The following is a 17,121-nucleotide window of genomic DNA, read 5'->3' as shown; positions in this document are numbered from 1 at the left end:
GCCGCACCCGGCACCGCCGGATTTGTTAAACCCGCCGGGACTACACCGGCCGATGAAAACCACAATTAGGAGAGATCGACAATGAAGCTTCGTCCTCTGCATGACCGCGTCGTCATCCGTCGCAGCGAAGAAGAAAAGAAAACCGCTGGCGGTATCGTCCTGCCAGGTTCGGCTGCTGAAAAAGCCAACAGCGGCGAGATCCTCGCTGTCGGTACCGGCCGCGTGCTGGAAAACGGTGAAGTGCGCGCACTGGCCGTTAAAGTGGGTGACAAGGTTGTGTTCGGTCCGTACTCCGGCAGCAACACTGTGAAAGTCGACGGCGAAGACCTGCTGGTAATGGCTGAGAACGAGATTCTCGCTGTTATCGAAGGCTGATTCCCCGCTCATTTTCCCGCTACTACAAAGTATTTAAGGAATATCGATCATGGCTGCTAAAGAAGTTAAATTCGGCGATTCCGCCCGCAAGAAAATGCTCGCCGGTGTCAACGTCCTGGCTGACGCAGTAAAAGCGACCCTGGGCCCTAAAGGCCGTAACGTGATCATCGAGAAGAGCTTCGGCGCTCCGACCATCACCAAGGACGGCGTTTCCGTTGCCAAAGAAATCGAGCTGAAAGATCGCTTCGAAAACATGGGCGCGCAGCTGGTCAAAGACGTTGCCTCCCGTGCCAACGATGACGCAGGCGACGGCACCACCACCGCTACCGTTCTGGCTCAGTCGATCGTCAACGAAGGCCTGAAAGCCGTCGCTGCCGGCATGAACCCGATGGACCTGAAACGCGGCATCGACAAAGCGACCATCGCTATCGTCAAAGAGCTCAAAGCCCTGTCCAAGCCTTGCGCTGACACCAAGGCAATCGCTCAGGTCGGCACCATCTCGGCCAACTCCGACAGCTCCATCGGCGACATCATTGCCGAAGCCATGGAAAAAGTCGGTAAAGAAGGCGTGATCACCGTTGAAGAAGGCTCGGGCCTGGAAAACGAACTGTCGGTTGTTGAAGGCATGCAGTTCGACCGTGGCTACCTGTCCCCGTACTTCGTCAACAAGCCAGAGACCATGACTGCCGAACTCGACGGTCCGCTGATCCTGCTGGTCGACAAAAAGATCTCGAACATCCGCGAAATGTTGCCAGTACTGGAAGCCGTTGCAAAAGCCGGCCGTCCACTGCTGATCGTGGCTGAAGACGTTGAAGGCGAAGCCCTGGCGACTCTGGTTGTGAACAACATGCGTGGCATCGTTAAAGTCGCAGCCGTCAAGGCTCCAGGCTTCGGCGACCGTCGCAAGGCAATGCTGCAGGACATCGCTGTCCTGACTGGCGGTACCGTTATCTCCGAAGAGATCGGTCTGAGCCTGGAAAGCACTACCCTGGAACACCTGGGTAATGCCAAGCGCGTCATCCTGTCGAAAGAAAACACCACCGTGATCGACGGTGCCGGCGTTGAGGCTGACATCCAGGCTCGCGTTCTGCAGATCCGTCAGCAAGTGGCTGATACTTCTTCCGACTACGACCGTGAAAAACTGCAAGAGCGTCTGGCCAAGCTGTCCGGCGGCGTTGCAGTGATCAAGGTTGGCGCTGGTTCCGAAGTTGAAATGAAAGAGAAGAAAGCCCGCGTTGAAGACGCCCTGCACGCTACCCGTGCAGCCGTTGAAGAAGGCGTGGTACCTGGCGGTGGCGTGGCACTGGTTCGCGCTCTGCAGGCAATCTCCGAACTGAAAGGCGACAACGCTGATCAGGACGTTGGTATTCAGTTGCTGCGTCGCGCTGTTGAAGCGCCACTGCGCCAGATCGTTGCCAACTCCGGCGACGAGCCAAGCGTAGTTGTCGACAAGGTCAAGCAGGGTTCGGGTAACTACGGTTACAACGCTGCTACCGGCGAATACGGCGACATGATCGAAATGGGTATCCTGGACCCGGCTAAAGTGACTCGTTCGGCTCTTCAGGCAGCGGCTTCCATCGCCAGCCTGATGATCACCACCGAAGCCATGATCGCCGAGATCAAGGAAGACGGCCCAGCTGGCGGCGGTATGCCAGACATGGGCGGTATGGGTGGCATGGGCGGCATGATGTAAGCCAGCCTTACCCTTGTACTAGCTTAACCCTATAAAAATGCCCCGCCTGCGAAAGCAGGCGGGGTTTTTTAATGCCCTCAATCTGATCTGCCGAGGAGACCGAGTCGCGGCCATCGCGGGCAAGCCACGCTCCCACAGGATCAGCATCACCCTGTGGGAGCGGGCTTGCCCGCGATGACGCAGGATCAGGCACTGATGGGTTGTGCTTTGGTCGCGCGTTCAGCCTTGGAAGCCGGCCGATACAGAACGTAGTAATACGCCCCCAGACAAATCAGCCAGCAAAAAATCGCCGTCCACACATTGTGCGAAAAGAAGTGCGCGCCCTGCATCATTCGGCTCACCGAGAACACCGACCCCAGCGCAAACGCAAAGACAAACGCCTTGCGCGCCAGCTTGGGTCGACGATCACGCAGCACAAAGAACAGCGCAAACAACGTGAAACCCGTCGCCGCATGACCACCCGGCCAGCAACGTCCAGGTTTATCGGTGGCCGGGCGCGGGCTCAACAATTCGCTGTAGGTCTCATGACCACCGAATTGCTCCAGGCTCCATGGGCACTGAACCGCGGTCACCGCCTTGACCGGCGTGACAAAAGACGTCGCAAGCGCCAGCGACAGCACCAGGCATCCCAGCTCCCGCTTGAACGGTTTGAGCTTTTCCATGAAAAAAGAACCGATGAAGCCGAAGATGGCCAGCACCGAGAAAGCAATGACCACCTGTTTCGCGCGGTCGTGCAGGATGTTTTCCAGGAAGTAACTGTGTCGTCCGACGAAAGCACCGGCGGCCGGGTCATAGAACAGGTTGGCCAGGGCCATGTCCAGGTCAGTCAGTTCGAGCAGCAGCAGAACAATTGCCGCGACAGCAGGAACCCCAAGGCACACCCAGAAATTGAGAGGGCGCGAGGTGGGGCGGGCAGAGGTGGGCACCATGGCAATTCCTTGTTCTGTGAAGTGTTCTGTGAAGTGTTCAGAAAGCGCAGCCGCGCGGAGTTTGAACCGGACTCTGTCGTCTACGTGTGAATCGATAGTGAAAAAGTCGTCAAGGCTCGAACAGGCTTGCATGGCCAATTTACATCTGCACACAGTCCTAGCCCTGAGCCTGACTTGGCCTTAAGCTGCGCGGGCCAAGACGGCCGTCACTGTGTACGGAGGGGTTACCCATGCGAATTCTATTGGTTGAAGACAACCGCGATATCCTGGCCAATCTGGCGGATTACCTGGGGCTCAAAGGCTACACCGTGGATTGCGCGCAAGACGGTTTGTCAGGCCTGCACCTGGCGGCCACCGAGCACTATGACCTGATCGTGCTCGACATCATGTTGCCCGGTATCGACGGCTACACCCTGTGTAAACGCTTGCGCGAAGATGCCCGCCGCGACACCCCGGTGATCATGCTCACCGCTCGCGATCAACTGGACGACCGCCTGCAGGGCTTCAAGTCCGGTGCCGATGACTACCTGATCAAGCCCTTCGCCCTGTCTGAATTGGCCGCAAGAATCGAAGCGGTGATGCGCCGTGCTCAAGGTGGCGGTCGGCGTACGTTGCAGGTCGGGGACCTGGCCTATGATCTCGATACCCTGGAAGTCACCCGCGAAGGTCGCTTGCTGAAACTCAACCCGGTCGGCCTGAAGTTGTTGGCCGTGTTGATGCAGAAAAGCCCGCACGTCCTGCGCCGGGAGATTCTCGAAGAAGCGCTGTGGGGCGATGACTGCCCGGACAGTGACAGCCTGCGAAGCCATGTCCACCAGTTGCGCCAGGTGATCGACAAACCGTTCGCCAAACCGTTGCTGCAGACCGTTCACGGTGTCGGTTATCGCTTGGCCGAGGGTCGAGATGGAGTTTAAACAGAGCCTTGCTCAACGGATCATCATTGCTTTTGCGCTGATGAGCGCGTTGGTTGCGGGCGCTTTCGCCATGGGCATTGTGGCGACGGTGCACCTGGTGGAAGAAAAACTGATCTCGGCAGGATTGGGCGGCGATCTACAGCGCCTGCTGCTGATGGACAGTGTCTCGGACTGGAGCCATCGACCGGAGCCGGACCAGCTGTTTTATTTCAGCGGTGGGCCTGGCGACTTCGACTTGCCCAAGGATTTGCGGCATCTGGAGCCTGGTTTTCACGAAGTGTTTCGCGAACAGCTGTCGTATCACGCAATGGTTGAAGTCGTCGATGGCCGACGTTACGTGCTGATGCAGGATCAAAGTGATTTCGAAGAGCGTGAACGGGTGCTGTTTGCCGTCGTGCTGGTGGGTTTTGTACTGAGTCTTGCGTTGGCAGTATTTCTGGGCTGGGTGCTGGCGCGCAGAGTCATGGCTCCTGTCGTGCGACTGGCTCGCCAGGTACGTCATCGCGATCAACTGCTGGGCCTGGCTCCGCCACTGGCACCTGACTACGCCGCCGATGAAGTGGGCGAATTGGCCGTGGCCTTCGACGCTACGCTGGGACGACTGCGCCAGGCATTGACCCGGGAGCGCCTGTTCACCAGTGATGTCAGTCATGAACTGCGCACGCCGTTGATGGTACTGGCCAGTTCCTGCGAGTTGTTGCTGGAAAACCCTGGCCTCGATCAGCGCGGTCACGCCCAGGTCGAGCGAATCGCTCGCGCCTGCGAGGAAATGCGAGAGCTGGTGCAAACCTTCCTGATGCTGGCGCGTGCGCAACGCGAAGACGCCAGCCAGACGCTTCAGCAAAACCTTGGCGAAGTGGCCGACGGGTTGCTCAATCTATGGCGCGAGCCCATAGAGGCGAAAGGTTTGAAGCTGATCTTTGAACCGGGTAACCCCGCGGACACCTGCTACAACGCCACGCTATTGCACGCGGTCATGGGTAACCTTCTGCGTAACGCACTGCACTACACCGAGTACGGATTTATCCGCTTGACCCTGACACCCACCGGTTTCCTGGTAGAAGACAGTGGTGTCGGGATTCCCGAGGAAAAGCGCGAAGCGATGTTCGAGCCTTTCGTGCGCGGGACCGAGAAACGCGGGGAAGGTTTGGGGCTGGGGCTTTCGTTGGTGCAACGTATCTGTGAAAACCAGGGATGGGTCGTCAGCTTGACGACCATGGAACCCAATGGCTGTCGTTTCGAGGTCCAACTTCGTCCCTCGGGCCTGCGCTGAAAAGTGTTCAATGGGTAGCGGCCCATGGCTATTACTCGATTCTGTAAAATTTAGAAATACTTCCCCGATTTACATGACAAATCTTTCACAAAGTAATGACCTGACACTGACAAGACCCTACCTAAGGTAGTCGTCATCAGCAGTTAGGAGATTTGATGATGGATGAGCCAATCAAACTTGATTTTTCCGAGAAGTATGACGATCAACATGCGCAACGGTATCTGCGCAAACACAAGGATGGCCTGGGCCGTCGCCTTTCTCACTGGCGTGACGAGCAAATGGCACGAAAGGCGCTTTCCCTGGTCGGAGAACCGGGGCTAGTCCTGGATTTACCCTGTGGCGCAGGACGTTTCTGGCCGTTGCTGGCGGAAAAATCCAATCGGGCAATCATCGGTGCCGACAACTCCGAGTCAATGCTCAAGATCGCTATGAGCGCGCAACCGGCCGATGTGGTGAAAAGGGTACAACCCTTGCACACATCTGCTTTCGACATCGCCTTACCTGATAACGCCGTCGACAGCATTTTCTGTATGCGCTTGCTGCACCACATTGGTGAAGCCGAGCATCGATTGGCCATTTTGCGTGAATTCGAGCGCGTCACGCGTGACAGCGTGATCATTTCACTGTGGGTGGATGGCAACTTTAAAGCCTGGAAACGCAAGCGTTCTGAAAGAACGCGTGGGCAAGAAGGTTACCAAAATAGGTTTGTGTTACCAGCTGTTACGGTCGAGAAAGAATTTGAGCAAGCGGGTTTCCGCATCCAGGAACAACTGGATTTTTTACCGCTCTATGCCATGTGGCGAGTTTACGTATTACGCAAGAGGTAACAGGATGGCAGTGCAATGTGCACCAGAAACGGAGGTCGCGTCCGGCGATCGGTTCGACTATTTCTGGAATCAGCGCGGTGAATGGGTAGAAGAACCTAACCTGCGTCGCGGTGGTGAAAGCGGCGTTCAGCGCGTCCGGGGCAGCGATGGTCAACTGCTGTACGCCAAGCGTCAGACCGGGCATATCTACCGCAGCTGGCTGCACCCGTTCGGACGGCCGACCGTCTTGCGCGAACTGGATGCGCTGACCGGTTTGCGCAAGATCGGCGTACGCGTTCCTGAAGTCGTTTTCTGCGGTGCTCAACGCGATCCTGTGCACAAGTGGCGCGCCTTGCTGGTGACGAAGTCGCTGGACGGCTTTGAGGAAATCGAACATTGGTACGCCGGCGGTGGTCGCGAGCGTTCAGGTGAGGCGGTACACGACCGTGTGCTGAAAGATCTGGCAGACAATCTGGCGCGGATGCACAAGGGTCGCTGGCAGCACAGTTGTATTTACATCAAGCATGTTTTTGTCCGTGTCACGGGTGAAGGCGAGGCGGCCAAAGTAGAGGTCGCATTGATCGATCTGGAGAAGTGTCGACAGCGTCTGACGGCTCGCCAGGCCGCGGCCCATGACATGAAGCAATTGCGCCGCCACTCGTCGTTCAGCACGACGGACTGGAAAAAACTGGTCTACCTTTATGAGACGGCGTTTGGCAGCGCTATCAAGGGTTTATAGCAATGAAACTCGAAATTGCACGAGGTGTGTTTCTGGTAGGAGCCTTGGCAGTTGCTTCAATTGCGGTGGCGGCTTGGGAGCAGCCCCGCACGCAGGTCCTCAGTTCGGTGAGCGGCGACGCTCACTGTCCGCTGCCACGGGTCGCGAAAGCATCCGAAGCGTCCCAACCCGATCATGACCTGTTGCTGTTCATGTTCGGACTTTCCCAGGGAATGAGGCCGCAGAGTTGAACAAATTGAAGCCCAAATAAAAGGCCTCGCAAATGCGAGGCCTTTTATTTGGGCTTGAGGGTGGAGGCAGGTGAACCCTGTAGCAGCTGCCGAGGTACGAGGCTGCGTCGGGCTGCGAAGCGGCCCCTGAGGACGGTCCTGCGGACCATAAACGCAGCCTCGTACCTCGGCAGCGGCTACAGGAACCAACCTGTTCCCACAGGGTTATGCGTGTTCCTTTGGCTTGTCAGGTTTCGCCAGCAACGTATACACGCACGGCAATACAAACAGAGTAAACAGCGTCCCGATCGACATCCCCGTGGCGATGACCGTGCCAATGTCGAACCGACTGACAGCCCCCGCGCCGGTCGCGAGGATCAATGGCACCATGCCAAACACCATCGCCGCCGTCGTCATCAAGACAGGCCGCAAACGGATGGCCGCCGCTTCTTCCACGGCCTCGCGCGCCGTCAACCCTTTGTCCTTGCGCAGCTGGTTGGCGAACTCGACGATCAGAATCCCGTGTTTACTGATCAACCCGATCAGTGTCACCAGCCCGACCTGGGTATAGATGTTCATGCTCGACCACCCCAGGAACAGCGGAATCAACGCCCCGCAAATCGACAGCGGCACCGTCACCAGGATCACCAGCGGATCGCGGAAGCTTTCAAACTGCGCCGCCAGCACCAGGAAAATAATCGCCAAAGCCAAGGCAAACGTCACCCACAGCGCACTGCCTTCCTGGACAAACTGTCGCGAGGCGCCGGCATAGTCGATTCCAAACCCGACCGGCGCTTCTTCCCGAGCGATCTGGCGGACGGTGTCGAGCGCTTCGCCCATGCTCACTAAAGGCACGCCGGACAGGCGGGCCGTGTTGAGTTGCTGGAACTGGTTGAGCTGCCGCGGTCGCGCCCGGTCGGTCACGGTGATCAAGGTCGACAAGGCCAGTAATTCGCCCTTGGTGTTTTTCACGTAATAGTTGTTCAGCCAGTCGGGGTTGTCCCGGAAGGGCCGTTCAACCTGGGCAATGACTTTGTAGCTGCGACCTTCAATAGTGAAACGGTTGATCTCGGCCTCGCCCAGCAACGTCGCCAGGGTTCCGCCCAAGTCCTGCATGGACACGCCCATCTGCGCCGCTTTGGCGCGATCGATATCCACCACCACTTCAGGTTTATCGAAGGCCAGGTCGACGTCGACGAAGGCGAACTTGCCTGATTCTACGGCGCGTTTTTTTACCCGTTCCATCACCTGTGCCAACAACTCATAGTCGTTGGCGGTGTTGATGGCGAATTGAAACGGCAGTCCTTCGCTCGTGCCTGGCAACGAGGGCAGGTTGAAACCGAACACCTGCAGGCCGGAAATTTTCTCCAGCTTGCCCTGAACCTCCGGCAGGATCTCCATCTGGGTACGGCTACGATCACCCCATGGCTTGAGCAGGAAGCCGCCAATTCCCGATTGCACGCCATCGAATCCATTGATCTGAAAGGAAGAGTAGTACTCGGGAAACTCCTTGAAAATGGTAATGAATTCGTCGGTGTAGGCGTTCAGATAGTCAAGGTTGGTCGTTTTCGGTGCGTTGGCCAACATGAAAATGATGCCCTGATCCTCGTCGGGGGCCAGTTCCGACTTGGTGAATTTGAGCAACACCGGAATCAGGCATAACACGATGACGGCGAACACCAGCACCACCGGCCGGGTATTGAGCGTGCCGTGCAGCATGCGTTGGTAGCGGCGTTTGAGGCCTTCGAAAATCCGGTCCAGTCGATGGGCAAGTCCGCTGGGATTCTCGTCATGGCGCAGCAGATAGGCGCACATCATCGGCGACAAGGTCAGGGCCACAATGCCCGAGATCACCACCGCGCCGGCCAGGGTCAGGGCGAACTCCTTGAACAATGCACCGGTCAGCCCCGTCAGGAAGCCGATGGGGGCGTAGACCGCCGCCAGGGTGATGGTCATCGAGATCACCGGCATGGCGATCTCCCGGGCTCCTTCGATGGCGGCATCCATCGGCGTCTTGCCTTCTTCGATGTGCCGGTGAATGTTCTCGACCACCACAATGGCGTCATCCACCACCAGGCCGATGGCCAACACCATCGCCAGCAGGGTCAGCAGGTTGATCGAGTAACCCATCATTTGCATGAAGAACATCACGCCGATCATGGACAGCGGGATGGTCACCACCGGAATCACCACCGACCGCAGGGCGCCGAGGAACAGGAACACCACCACAATGACGATCAGTACGGCTTCGAACAGGGTTTTCACCACTTCATCGATCGACGCCTGAATGAACAGAGTCGCGTCGTAGGCGATTTCACCTTTGAGGTTCGGCGGCAGCTGGGCTTCCAGTTCCGGCATGATCTTGCGCACTTCCTTGATCACGTCCAGCGGGTTGGCGCCCGGTGTCGCCTTGATTCCGATGTACACCGAAGGGGTGCCGCCGAAGGAACTGATGGTGTCGTAGTTTTCCGCGCCCATTTCCACCCGCGCCACATCGCTGAGCAGTACCCGGCTGTCGCCATCGATCTTCAATGGAATGGCAGCGAAGGCTTCAGCCGATTTGAGCTCGGTGTTGGCGTTGACACTGGTGACCACGTACTCGCCTTTCACTTCGCCGGCGGCGGAGAGAAAGTTGTACTGGCGCACCGCGTTGGTCACATCGCTTGCGGTCAGGCCGAAACCGGCCAGCTTGACCGGGTCCAGCCACAGGCGCATGGCGAAGACCTGGTTGCCGAGAATCTCGGCTTCGGCCATGCCGGGCAATGTGGCCAGTTTTGGCTGGATCACCCGCGACAGGTAGTCGGTGATCTGTGGGTTATTCAGTTCCTTGCTGAAGAAGCTGATGTACATCAGCGCCGAAGCGTCCGCGGCTTCCTTGCTCAGCACCGGGTCTTCAGCATCCTGTGGCAGCTGGTTCTTGACCTCGTTGGCTTTGGCCAGCAATTCGGTGAACAGACGGTCGGTGTTGGCGTCGATACGTGCGTGGATCGAGATCACCGAGAAATTCTGGCGACTGACCGACGTCATGTAGTCGATACCCTCGGCGCTCGCCAGGCTTTGTTGCATCGGTTGGGTAATGTAGCCCTGGATGGTTTCGGCGTTGGCCCCGGGGTAGGCGGTGGTCACCGTGATCAGGGCGTTTTCCATCTGTGGGTATTGGCGCAGCGGCAGCTTGCTCCAGGCCTGGAAACCCAGCAGGACAATCAACAGGCTGACCACGGTGGCGAGCACCGGGCGGCGGATGAACGGGTCGGTAAAAGCCATGGGGATTCCTTGATCAGTCCGCGCGTGGCGGGCTGTTCTGCTCGGCTAAAGTCTTGTCGTCGCTGATGGCAATGGGCGCGCCGTTGTCCAGTTTGATCTGGCCGGCCGTCACCACTTTTTCGCCTTTGCGCACACCTTTGGTGATCATCACCTGTCCATCGCGGCGCTCACCGGTTTCGATGAAACGTCGTTCGGCGATGAGGACCGGTTGGCCCTTGTCGTCTTTTTCCGGCGTGCCGTCTTCGCCTTTCTTCTGTGCGACCACATAGAGCGAATTGCCGTAGAGCGTGTAGGTGATCGCGCTTTCAGGGATGACGATTCGCAGCTGCGGGTCAGGCAGCAGCACTTGCAGGCTGGCGAACATGCCCGGCAGCAACTTGCCGTCGGGGTTGGCCAGGGTGGCGCGAACCTGAACGTTGCGGGTGGTGTTCTCGACTTTCGGGTTGATCGCACTGATCAGGCCGGGGAAAGTTTGCGTCGGGTAGGCAGCGACGATGATCTGTACCTGTTGGCCGACGGCGATCTTCGGTACCGACTGCTCAGGCACGAAGAAGTCGACATAGAGGCTGCTGAGGTCTTGCAGGGTGGCGATCATGGTGCCAGTGGCGAGATAGTCACCGATGTCCACCTGACGAATACCGATGGTCCCGCTGAAGGGGGCGACGATGCTTTTTTTGCCGAGTGCAGCCTTGAGTTGATTGACCGTGGCCTTGCTCTTTTTCTGCACTGCCGACAGTCGGTCGAACTCACCCTTGGAAATGGCCTGGCTGCCGACCAGCTGGCTGCCGCGTCCGTAATCGAGCTGGGCCAGCCCGAGGTCGGCCTGCGCCGTTTCCAGCAACGCACTTTCCACGGCGCTGTCGAGTCGCAGGAGTGGTTGGCCGGCCTTGACCTTTTGCCCTGACTCGAACTGCAGCTCGATAACAGTACCGTCGGTCTCCAGGCTCAGGTCCACGCCTTGCAGCGCCTTGAGCGTGCCGACAGTGGGCAGACGGGCTTGCCAGGGTTGTTCGGTGGCGGTGGCCACGGCGACGCTTATCGGCGGTTTCGGCGCAGTGAAGCCTTGAATCATCGTATAGATGGAAAAGGCTTTGTAAGCGGCCAGCACCAGCACAACTAGCAGGACAACACCCAACATGATCAGCATGCGGCGACGCAGCATATTTCCACTTCCTTGGAGAAAATCAGGGCATACAGTGCCGCACATTACTCCGAGTGTGAGGGTGTTTCCAACTGGCAGGTTTTACAGGTAGTCATAAGGCCCGGGGGAGACCTGTGGGAGACCTGTGGGAGCCGAGCTTGCTCGCGATGGCGTCTTTCCATTCAGCATCAATGGTCAGTCATAGACCGCTATCGCGAGCAAGCTCGGCTCCCACAAAGGGCAGGGTGAGTTACATCAGGTGAAGATGGTTATCCCAGAGCCCGGCAGGCAGTTCCAACGGTTTTGCGACCAGATCGTCCTGACGGCAATCGTAGTAGCGGCAACGGCCCTGGCCCGAGGTCACGACGAAACCATCGGCCACCGCCCCGACCCCGGCGCAATCGGGAAGTGGCGCATCCAGGCGCACTTCGCCGCTGTCCAGGTCCCAGATGAAAAATCGATTGCCCCTTGGAGCCGTCAATGCGACCAGACGCAATTCGCTGTGCACCGCAACGCTCGCGGTGTAGTGCCCCATCGCCTGGAGCTGGTGCTCAGGCACGGGGAACGCCACGAACGGTTGACCGGGACGCTTGATCGCCAGCAACTCCGAAGATTCATGGGAAGCCCCCATGAACTGCTGGCCGGCGACGATGGTGCCGTCGCTGGCGATCCCCAGATGGCGCACGCTGTTCATCTGCTGGGCCAGGGTTTCCTTGCTGAGCAGGGTGCCGTCGCGTTGCATCAATACCAGGCTCGGCTCCATGGCCTCGAGATTCATCTCGACCCGGCTTTCGGCCTCGGTGCGAATCCCGCCGTTGGCCACCACCAGGGTTTCGCCATCGGGCATCCATGACACCTGGTGCGGACCAATCCCGTGAGTGGAAATCTCGCCGCGGTGAACCAGGCGCTCACCTTCGAATGCGTAAACGCCGAGCAAGCCACGGCCCGGATCGGACGTGTCGTTCTCGGTGGCGTACAACCAGTCGCCGCTCTTGTGAATCACTGCGTGACCGTAGAAATGCCGATTCGGCAGCGACGTCACGGTTTGCAGCAAGGCGCCGTCACGCAAGTTGATCAGGTAGCTTTCGGTGCCCGGACGACGAGCGACAAACAGTGCAATGGGCAGCGTCGGATGATTGATGATGTCGTGGCAACGCTGGCCGACCTGGGTGGCGAACACCCGCGTGCCGTCCAGCCGATAACCGACGGCGTAATGCTTGCCATCGGTATCGTCCCGCGCCGACAGCAATAGCGGGCTCTTGTCCTTTTGCTTGAACAGCGTCCAGCCGCCCAGTGTCACTGCTCCCAGCAGCAAACTACCTAAAGTCAGAGCCTGACGTCGCAGCATCGCACTTGCCCTCATCAGTCACCGTCGTTGGCGTTGAAGCCCAGTTGAATGCCCAGCGCTTTGGCCAGTTCGCCTTCGTGCAGGCGGTGGACGACGTTGAGGCTGTCGTAGATATCGTTGAGTTGCTGGCGGCCGGCATCGTCATTGAGCATTTCTGTCAGCGAGCGCTGGTTGCTGGCAAACAGTTTCAGGGACGTCGCGTAGGCAGCGTCGATCTTGTCGGCCAAGGGCTTCTGATCACTTGGCAACAGGCCACGCAGGCCTTTGTTGTCCACACCTTCCCACACGGATTTGGCGGCGGCGAGGCTGGCTTCGAGGCCTGTCAGCGACGATTGGCTGCGCCATGCATCAGCCTGGAACGGTTGCGGCACGCCTTTGCTCTGACGGCCCATCGGGGTGCCGAGTTTTTTCTTCAGGGAGTCGAGGGCGGTCACCTGCACGCGCAGCAAATCGGCGATGGCTTCGTGAGAATCGGCGTAGCGCTGGTTCGGGAACTTGCTCATCTGCGCGAGCATGCCGTCGGTGTTGTTCCAGCTTTTCAGAATGTCTTCGGCCAACAGTTTCTGGTGCTCGCCGATCGCTTTGAGCAATGGGCAGTACTTGGCTTTTTGCGCGTCGCTGGCGACGTCGGGCTTGCTGTCGAACAGGATGTATTCGTAGGCCGAAAGCCCTTGAACCACAACACTCGACTTGGCCAGGGCAGCGGCGTCGATCTGCGGTTGCGCGGTGACCAGTTGCTCGACCTGACGGCCGACGAGGTTTTTCTTGTCTGGCCAGAACTGCACTTGCCACGCCCGGTTGCCCTCGGCCAGCGGACCGATCAACAGCGGTTGCAGTTCGGCCCAGGCTTTCTGCGCGTGCAGGAAGTCGGCGCGAGCGGTGTCGAGGTCTTGCTTGCCTTCGCAATAGGCGAGCGCACTGACGGCCAGTTGGCGGTCGGCTTCAACCCAGCGGGTGTAGGTCGGCAGGATCACGGATTTGGCGATGGCCGCCGACGTGACCGCTTGCGGATCCTGTGGCGAACACGCGCCCAAGGCGAGTGCGGCAAGGCTGGTAAATAGCAATTTGGGACGGAACATGTAGGGCTCCCGCTGATTGAACGCGTATTAAAGGGAATTCAAAAATGCCAGCAACGCGGCGCGCTGCTCGGCATTGAAAGACAAAACCTGTTGCTGCGCCGCTGTCGCCTCGCCGCCATGCCAGAGCACGGCTTCGAGCGCATTACGGGCGCGGCCGTCATGCAAAAACCGGGTGTGTCCACTGACCGCCTGCGTCAGGCCCATGCCCCACAATGGTGGCGTACGCCATTCGCGGCCACTGGCCTGGAATTCGGTACGGTTATCGGCCAGACCTTCGCCCATGTCATGCAGCAGCAGATCGCTGTACGGGCGAATCACTTGATTGGCCAGCTCAGGTTCCGCGGCATTGGCGGCAGTGGTGTATTTGGGCGTGTGACAGGACTGGCAGCCGGCCTGGAAAAACAGGGTCTTGCCGGCCAGCACTTCGGGCGCGCCGACATCGCGGCGCGCTGGTACGGCCAGGTTGCGGCTGTAGAACAGCACCAGGCGCAAAATATTGTCGCTGACTTCCGGCTCGCCATCGGGACCGTTGCCGTTAGGGGCCTGCTCGCAAGCGGTTTGCGTGTCGGTGCAGTCATCAATCGGCCTCAGACTCGTGGTGAGGCCCATGTCACCAGAAAACGCGTGAACATTTTGTTGATTGAGGTTCGGTTGGCCGGCTTTCCAGCCAAATCGGCCAAGGACGGTTTTCTGTTGGGCGTCATCCCAGACCTGGTTTGGACGTCCGCTGACGCCTTTGTTGTCTTTCGCCTGAGCCTCGGCATTGGCCAGGATTGCCGATTCGGGAATGGCTTCCAGCAGTCCCAGGCCAATCATCGGCGGGGCAACGCGTGCGGAAAAACGCGTGTCGGGGTGCATCGGGCCATAGCCGAGCTGAGTGATCTGCAGGGTCGGCTTTTGCAACTCGATTTCGGTGCCGTCCTTGAAGCGAATCGGCACCGGCGTGTAGTCGACACGCACCTTGCCTTCCGGGACCACGCCGGGCACTGACATGTCCTGGAACTGCCCGCCATAGACGGGCTCGGGAACCACCCCCAGTTGCTCGATGACGTTGGCAAACGCCGGTGCATCGGGAATCGACAGCCGTACAAGCATTGAAACGGCATTCGACGCGCCGGGCGCAGGCGGATGACCGCGGCCGTCCTTGATGTGACAGTTCTGGCAGGCGTTGGTGTTGAACAACGGGCCGAGGCCATCCCGCGCGGTGGTGGTCGAGGGGGCGATCACCCAGGGATTGCGGAAGAAGCTGTTGCCGACGCTGAAATCCACCCGCCGGGAGGGCGGCAGATTGGCGGACGGCAGGGAAAAGGAATTCTGATCGGTCTTGCGCACGGTCGTGCTGCCACCGGACCGGGCTTCACCGGGTTCGGCCTTGGTAAAACGCGGGGCGTCATCGCAGGCACTCAGGCCCAAGGCCAGAAACAGTGCGGACAAGCGAAGAAGCAGCGGGGGCATCAGACATCCTGCAAGACGAGCAAAACAAGGGCGCAAAGTCTAACAGGGCACGGGAGATTGAATAAGAGGAATTATCGTTTGGTTGATGTGGGGCATGGTTTTCATGTGAGACCGAGGCGCCGCCATCGCTGGCAAGCCAGCTCCCACAGGGATTGTGGTGTGCCCGGTTTTGCGAGCGCCGACGAATCTGTGGGAGCTGGCTTGCCAGCGATGGGGCCATCAGCGTCACGCAAAAATCAGGCAAGAAAAAGGCGACCCGGAGGTCGCCTTTCTGTTCAGTCAGCGTTGATCAGAACTCGTGATCAGCGTTGTCCGGGTTCAGGTCGCCGATGCCCAGTTTGCCAGCGGCGGCTTCGATCGAACCGGTCTGCTTGACCAGCGAAGCGATGGCGTCGCGGACGATCTGGTTGCCAGCGGTGTTGCCGGCAGCGATCAGTTGGTCGTAGTGCTCACCTTTGTTGGCGTGATCAACGATGACCTGCATTTTCGCTTCGGTCGCGGCCAGGTCGGCTTTCAACGCGGTGTCGGCGGCCGGGTCGGCTTTGGCCACCAGGGACGACAGGCTTGCGCCAGTCATTTTGGTGCCGTCCGTGCGGGTGTATTCGCCCAGGTATACGTTACGAATGCCTTTGGCATCGTAGAACTGGGAATTGTGCGTGTTGTCGCTGAAGCAGTCGTGTTCGTCTTCCGGGGAGTTGGCTTCCAGGGAAACCTTCATGCGCTCGCCCGCCAGTTCGCCCAGGGACAGGCTGCCCATGCCGAACAGCATTTTGCGCAGGCCGGATTCACCCGGTTCGGCTTCCAGCGTGGCGCGGTAGTTGTCGGCCACGTTCGGCTTCCAGTTGCCGACCATTTCTTCCAGGTCGCTGACCAGCAGTTGGGTCACGGACTTCAGGTAGGCACGACGACGGTCGTTGTGGCCGCCAGTAGCGCCGGCGCCTTCCAGGTAGTCGGACGCTGGACGATTGCCCGCGCCAGGGCCGGTGCCGTTCAGGTCCTGGCCCCACAGCAGGAATTCGATCGCGTGGTAGCCGGTAGCAACGTTGGCCTCGGAACCGCCCAGCTCGTTCAGGCTGGCGAGTTTTTCCGGGGTGATGTCCTTCACGTCGATCTTGTCTTCGCCGACCTGAACTTCGGTGTTGGCGATGATGTTGGCCGTCGCGCCCGGGTTACCCAGTGCGTGTTCGTAGGATTTGTCGACGTAGTCGATCAGGCCTTCGTCCAGTGGCCAGGCATTCACCTGACCCTCCCAATCGTCGATGATGGTGTTGCCGAAGCGGAAGACTTCGCTCTGCAGGTACGGAACGCGAGCGGCGACCCAGGCAGCCTTGGCGGCTTTCAGGGTGTCGGCGTTCGGTTTGGCGAGGAAGGCGTCGACGGCGGTTTGCAGGGTTTTCGCAGTAGATTCGGCATCGCTGTAAACGGCGAAAACCATGTCGGCGTAATGGGCGACAACGGCTTTGGCGGCGGCTTCGTCGACTTTACCGGCAGCGGCAGGTGCAGCAGCCGGGGCGGCTGGAGCGGTGGTGCTGGCGGCTGGAGTCGGCGCTGGTGCCGCGGCGTTCTTGTCTTTGCCTTCGCCACAACCGGCGAGGGAAATAGCGATGGCCAACAGACTGGCGGTAGCCAGAGGCATACGAATCATGGCGAACATCCTGCTTCGAGAGGGGGTGGAATGGCGCTGTCAGCGCGCAAAACTGCGACATAATGCAAATCTTTCGCATTATGTGTAAAGGGTTGTAGGTGGAAATATTTCTTATTCACAGACAGGTCAGGCGATACAAAACCTGTAGCAGCTGCCGCAGCCTGCGTTCGGCGGCGAAGCCGTCGTGAAATCGGGTGCCTCGTTGATCCGGGCAAACTTCGGTGTCAGGTTGAGCGACTGCTGCGCAGCCG

General features: G+C 59.1%; 14 protein-coding genes. 7 read left to right on the top strand and 7 right to left on the bottom strand.

The genetic code is table 11. The features are described from left to right. Nucleotides 1-81: 81 nt before the first annotated feature. Both AC3ZVB_RS26400 and groL read left to right on the top strand, forming a co-directional pair. Nucleotides 82-375 carry a co-chaperone GroES gene (locus tag AC3ZVB_RS26400; RefSeq protein WP_054045166.1) on the top strand — a complete coding sequence of 98 codons (294 nt, stop codon included), beginning with the start codon at nt 82-84 and terminating at the stop codon, nt 373-375. A gap of 49 nt (nt 376-424) precedes the next feature. Further along, nucleotides 425-2,068, top strand: coding sequence for a chaperonin GroEL (gene groL / locus AC3ZVB_RS26395; RefSeq protein WP_162439429.1), 1,644 nt, complete (start codon nt 425-427; stop codon nt 2,066-2,068). Between the two features lie 185 nt (nt 2,069-2,253). Here groL and AC3ZVB_RS26390 read toward each other — a convergent pair whose 3' ends face one another. Then, entirely contained in the window at nt 2,254-2,997 is a 744-nt protein-coding gene (locus AC3ZVB_RS26390) for a phosphatase PAP2 family protein (RefSeq protein WP_490148185.1), read from the bottom strand. Nucleotides 2,998-3,227: 230 nt separating this feature from the next. On the opposite strand from AC3ZVB_RS26390, the gene colR reads away from it, so the two are divergent. The 5 genes from colR to AC3ZVB_RS26365 all read left to right on the top strand — a co-directional run bounded on the left by colR (nt 3,228) and on the right by AC3ZVB_RS26365 (nt 6,959). Continuing rightward, nucleotides 3,228-3,911: a two-component system response regulator ColR gene (colR, locus tag AC3ZVB_RS26385; protein WP_162439431.1), complete on the top strand. Its 684-nt coding sequence runs from the start codon at nt 3,228-3,230 to the stop codon at nt 3,909-3,911. Next, complete coding sequence (locus AC3ZVB_RS26380) at nt 3,901-5,184, top strand: sensor histidine kinase (RefSeq protein WP_162439432.1); 1,284 nt, start codon at nt 3,901-3,903, stop codon at nt 5,182-5,184. Before colR ends, AC3ZVB_RS26380 begins: the two co-directional genes overlap by 11 nt. Nucleotides 5,185-5,342: 158 nt before the next feature. Continuing rightward, nucleotides 5,343-6,011 (top strand): class I SAM-dependent methyltransferase, encoded by a 669-nt coding sequence (locus AC3ZVB_RS26375; protein WP_162439433.1) that lies wholly within the window; start codon nt 5,343-5,345, stop codon nt 6,009-6,011. Nucleotides 6,012-6,015: 4 nt separating this feature from the next. Beyond that, on the top strand, nt 6,016-6,729 hold the full coding sequence (locus AC3ZVB_RS26370; protein WP_490148184.1) for a lipopolysaccharide kinase InaA family protein: 714 nt from the start codon (nt 6,016-6,018) through the stop codon (nt 6,727-6,729). Nucleotides 6,730-6,731: 2 nt separating this feature from the next. Continuing rightward, nucleotides 6,732-6,959, top strand: coding sequence for a hypothetical protein (locus tag AC3ZVB_RS26365; protein WP_194692615.1), 228 nt, complete (start codon nt 6,732-6,734; stop codon nt 6,957-6,959). Nucleotides 6,960-7,163: 204 nt separating this feature from the next. Here the strand turns inward: AC3ZVB_RS26365 and AC3ZVB_RS26360 are convergent, their stop codons facing one another. The 6 genes from AC3ZVB_RS26360 to AC3ZVB_RS26335 form a co-directional block, all read right to left on the bottom strand. After that, nucleotides 7,164-10,202 carry a multidrug efflux RND transporter permease subunit gene (locus tag AC3ZVB_RS26360; RefSeq protein ID WP_162439436.1) on the bottom strand — a complete coding sequence of 1,013 codons (3,039 nt, stop codon included), beginning with the start codon at nt 10,200-10,202 and terminating at the stop codon, nt 7,164-7,166. Between the two features lie 13 nt (nt 10,203-10,215). Next, nucleotides 10,216-11,364, bottom strand: a complete 1,149-nt coding sequence (locus AC3ZVB_RS26355; protein WP_490148183.1) for an efflux RND transporter periplasmic adaptor subunit — start codon at nt 11,362-11,364, stop codon at nt 10,216-10,218. A gap of 229 nt (nt 11,365-11,593) precedes the next feature. Next, a complete protein-coding gene (locus AC3ZVB_RS26350; RefSeq protein ID WP_490148182.1) occupies nt 11,594-12,691 on the bottom strand; it encodes a DUF1513 domain-containing protein in 1,098 nt (365 codons plus the stop codon). 14 nt (nt 12,692-12,705) lie between these two features. Next, on the bottom strand, nt 12,706-13,770 hold the full coding sequence (locus AC3ZVB_RS26345) for an imelysin family protein (RefSeq protein WP_490148181.1): 1,065 nt from the start codon (nt 13,768-13,770) through the stop codon (nt 12,706-12,708). Nucleotides 13,771-13,797: 27 nt separating this feature from the next. Next, a complete protein-coding gene (locus tag AC3ZVB_RS26340; protein ID WP_490148180.1) occupies nt 13,798-15,225 on the bottom strand; it encodes a di-heme oxidoreductase family protein in 1,428 nt (475 codons plus the stop codon). Nucleotides 15,226-15,514: 289 nt separating this feature from the next. Further along, nucleotides 15,515-16,870 carry an imelysin family protein gene (locus tag AC3ZVB_RS26335; RefSeq protein WP_194692609.1) on the bottom strand — a complete coding sequence of 452 codons (1,356 nt, stop codon included), beginning with the start codon at nt 16,868-16,870 and terminating at the stop codon, nt 15,515-15,517. Nucleotides 16,871-17,121 lie beyond the last annotated feature (251 nt).

The sequence above is a fragment of the Pseudomonas sp. MDV22-iso1 genome, from assembly GCF_058145095.1.
Note: the sequence above shows the minus strand (reverse complement) of the source record. Positions and strands in the feature narration are given on the sequence as shown.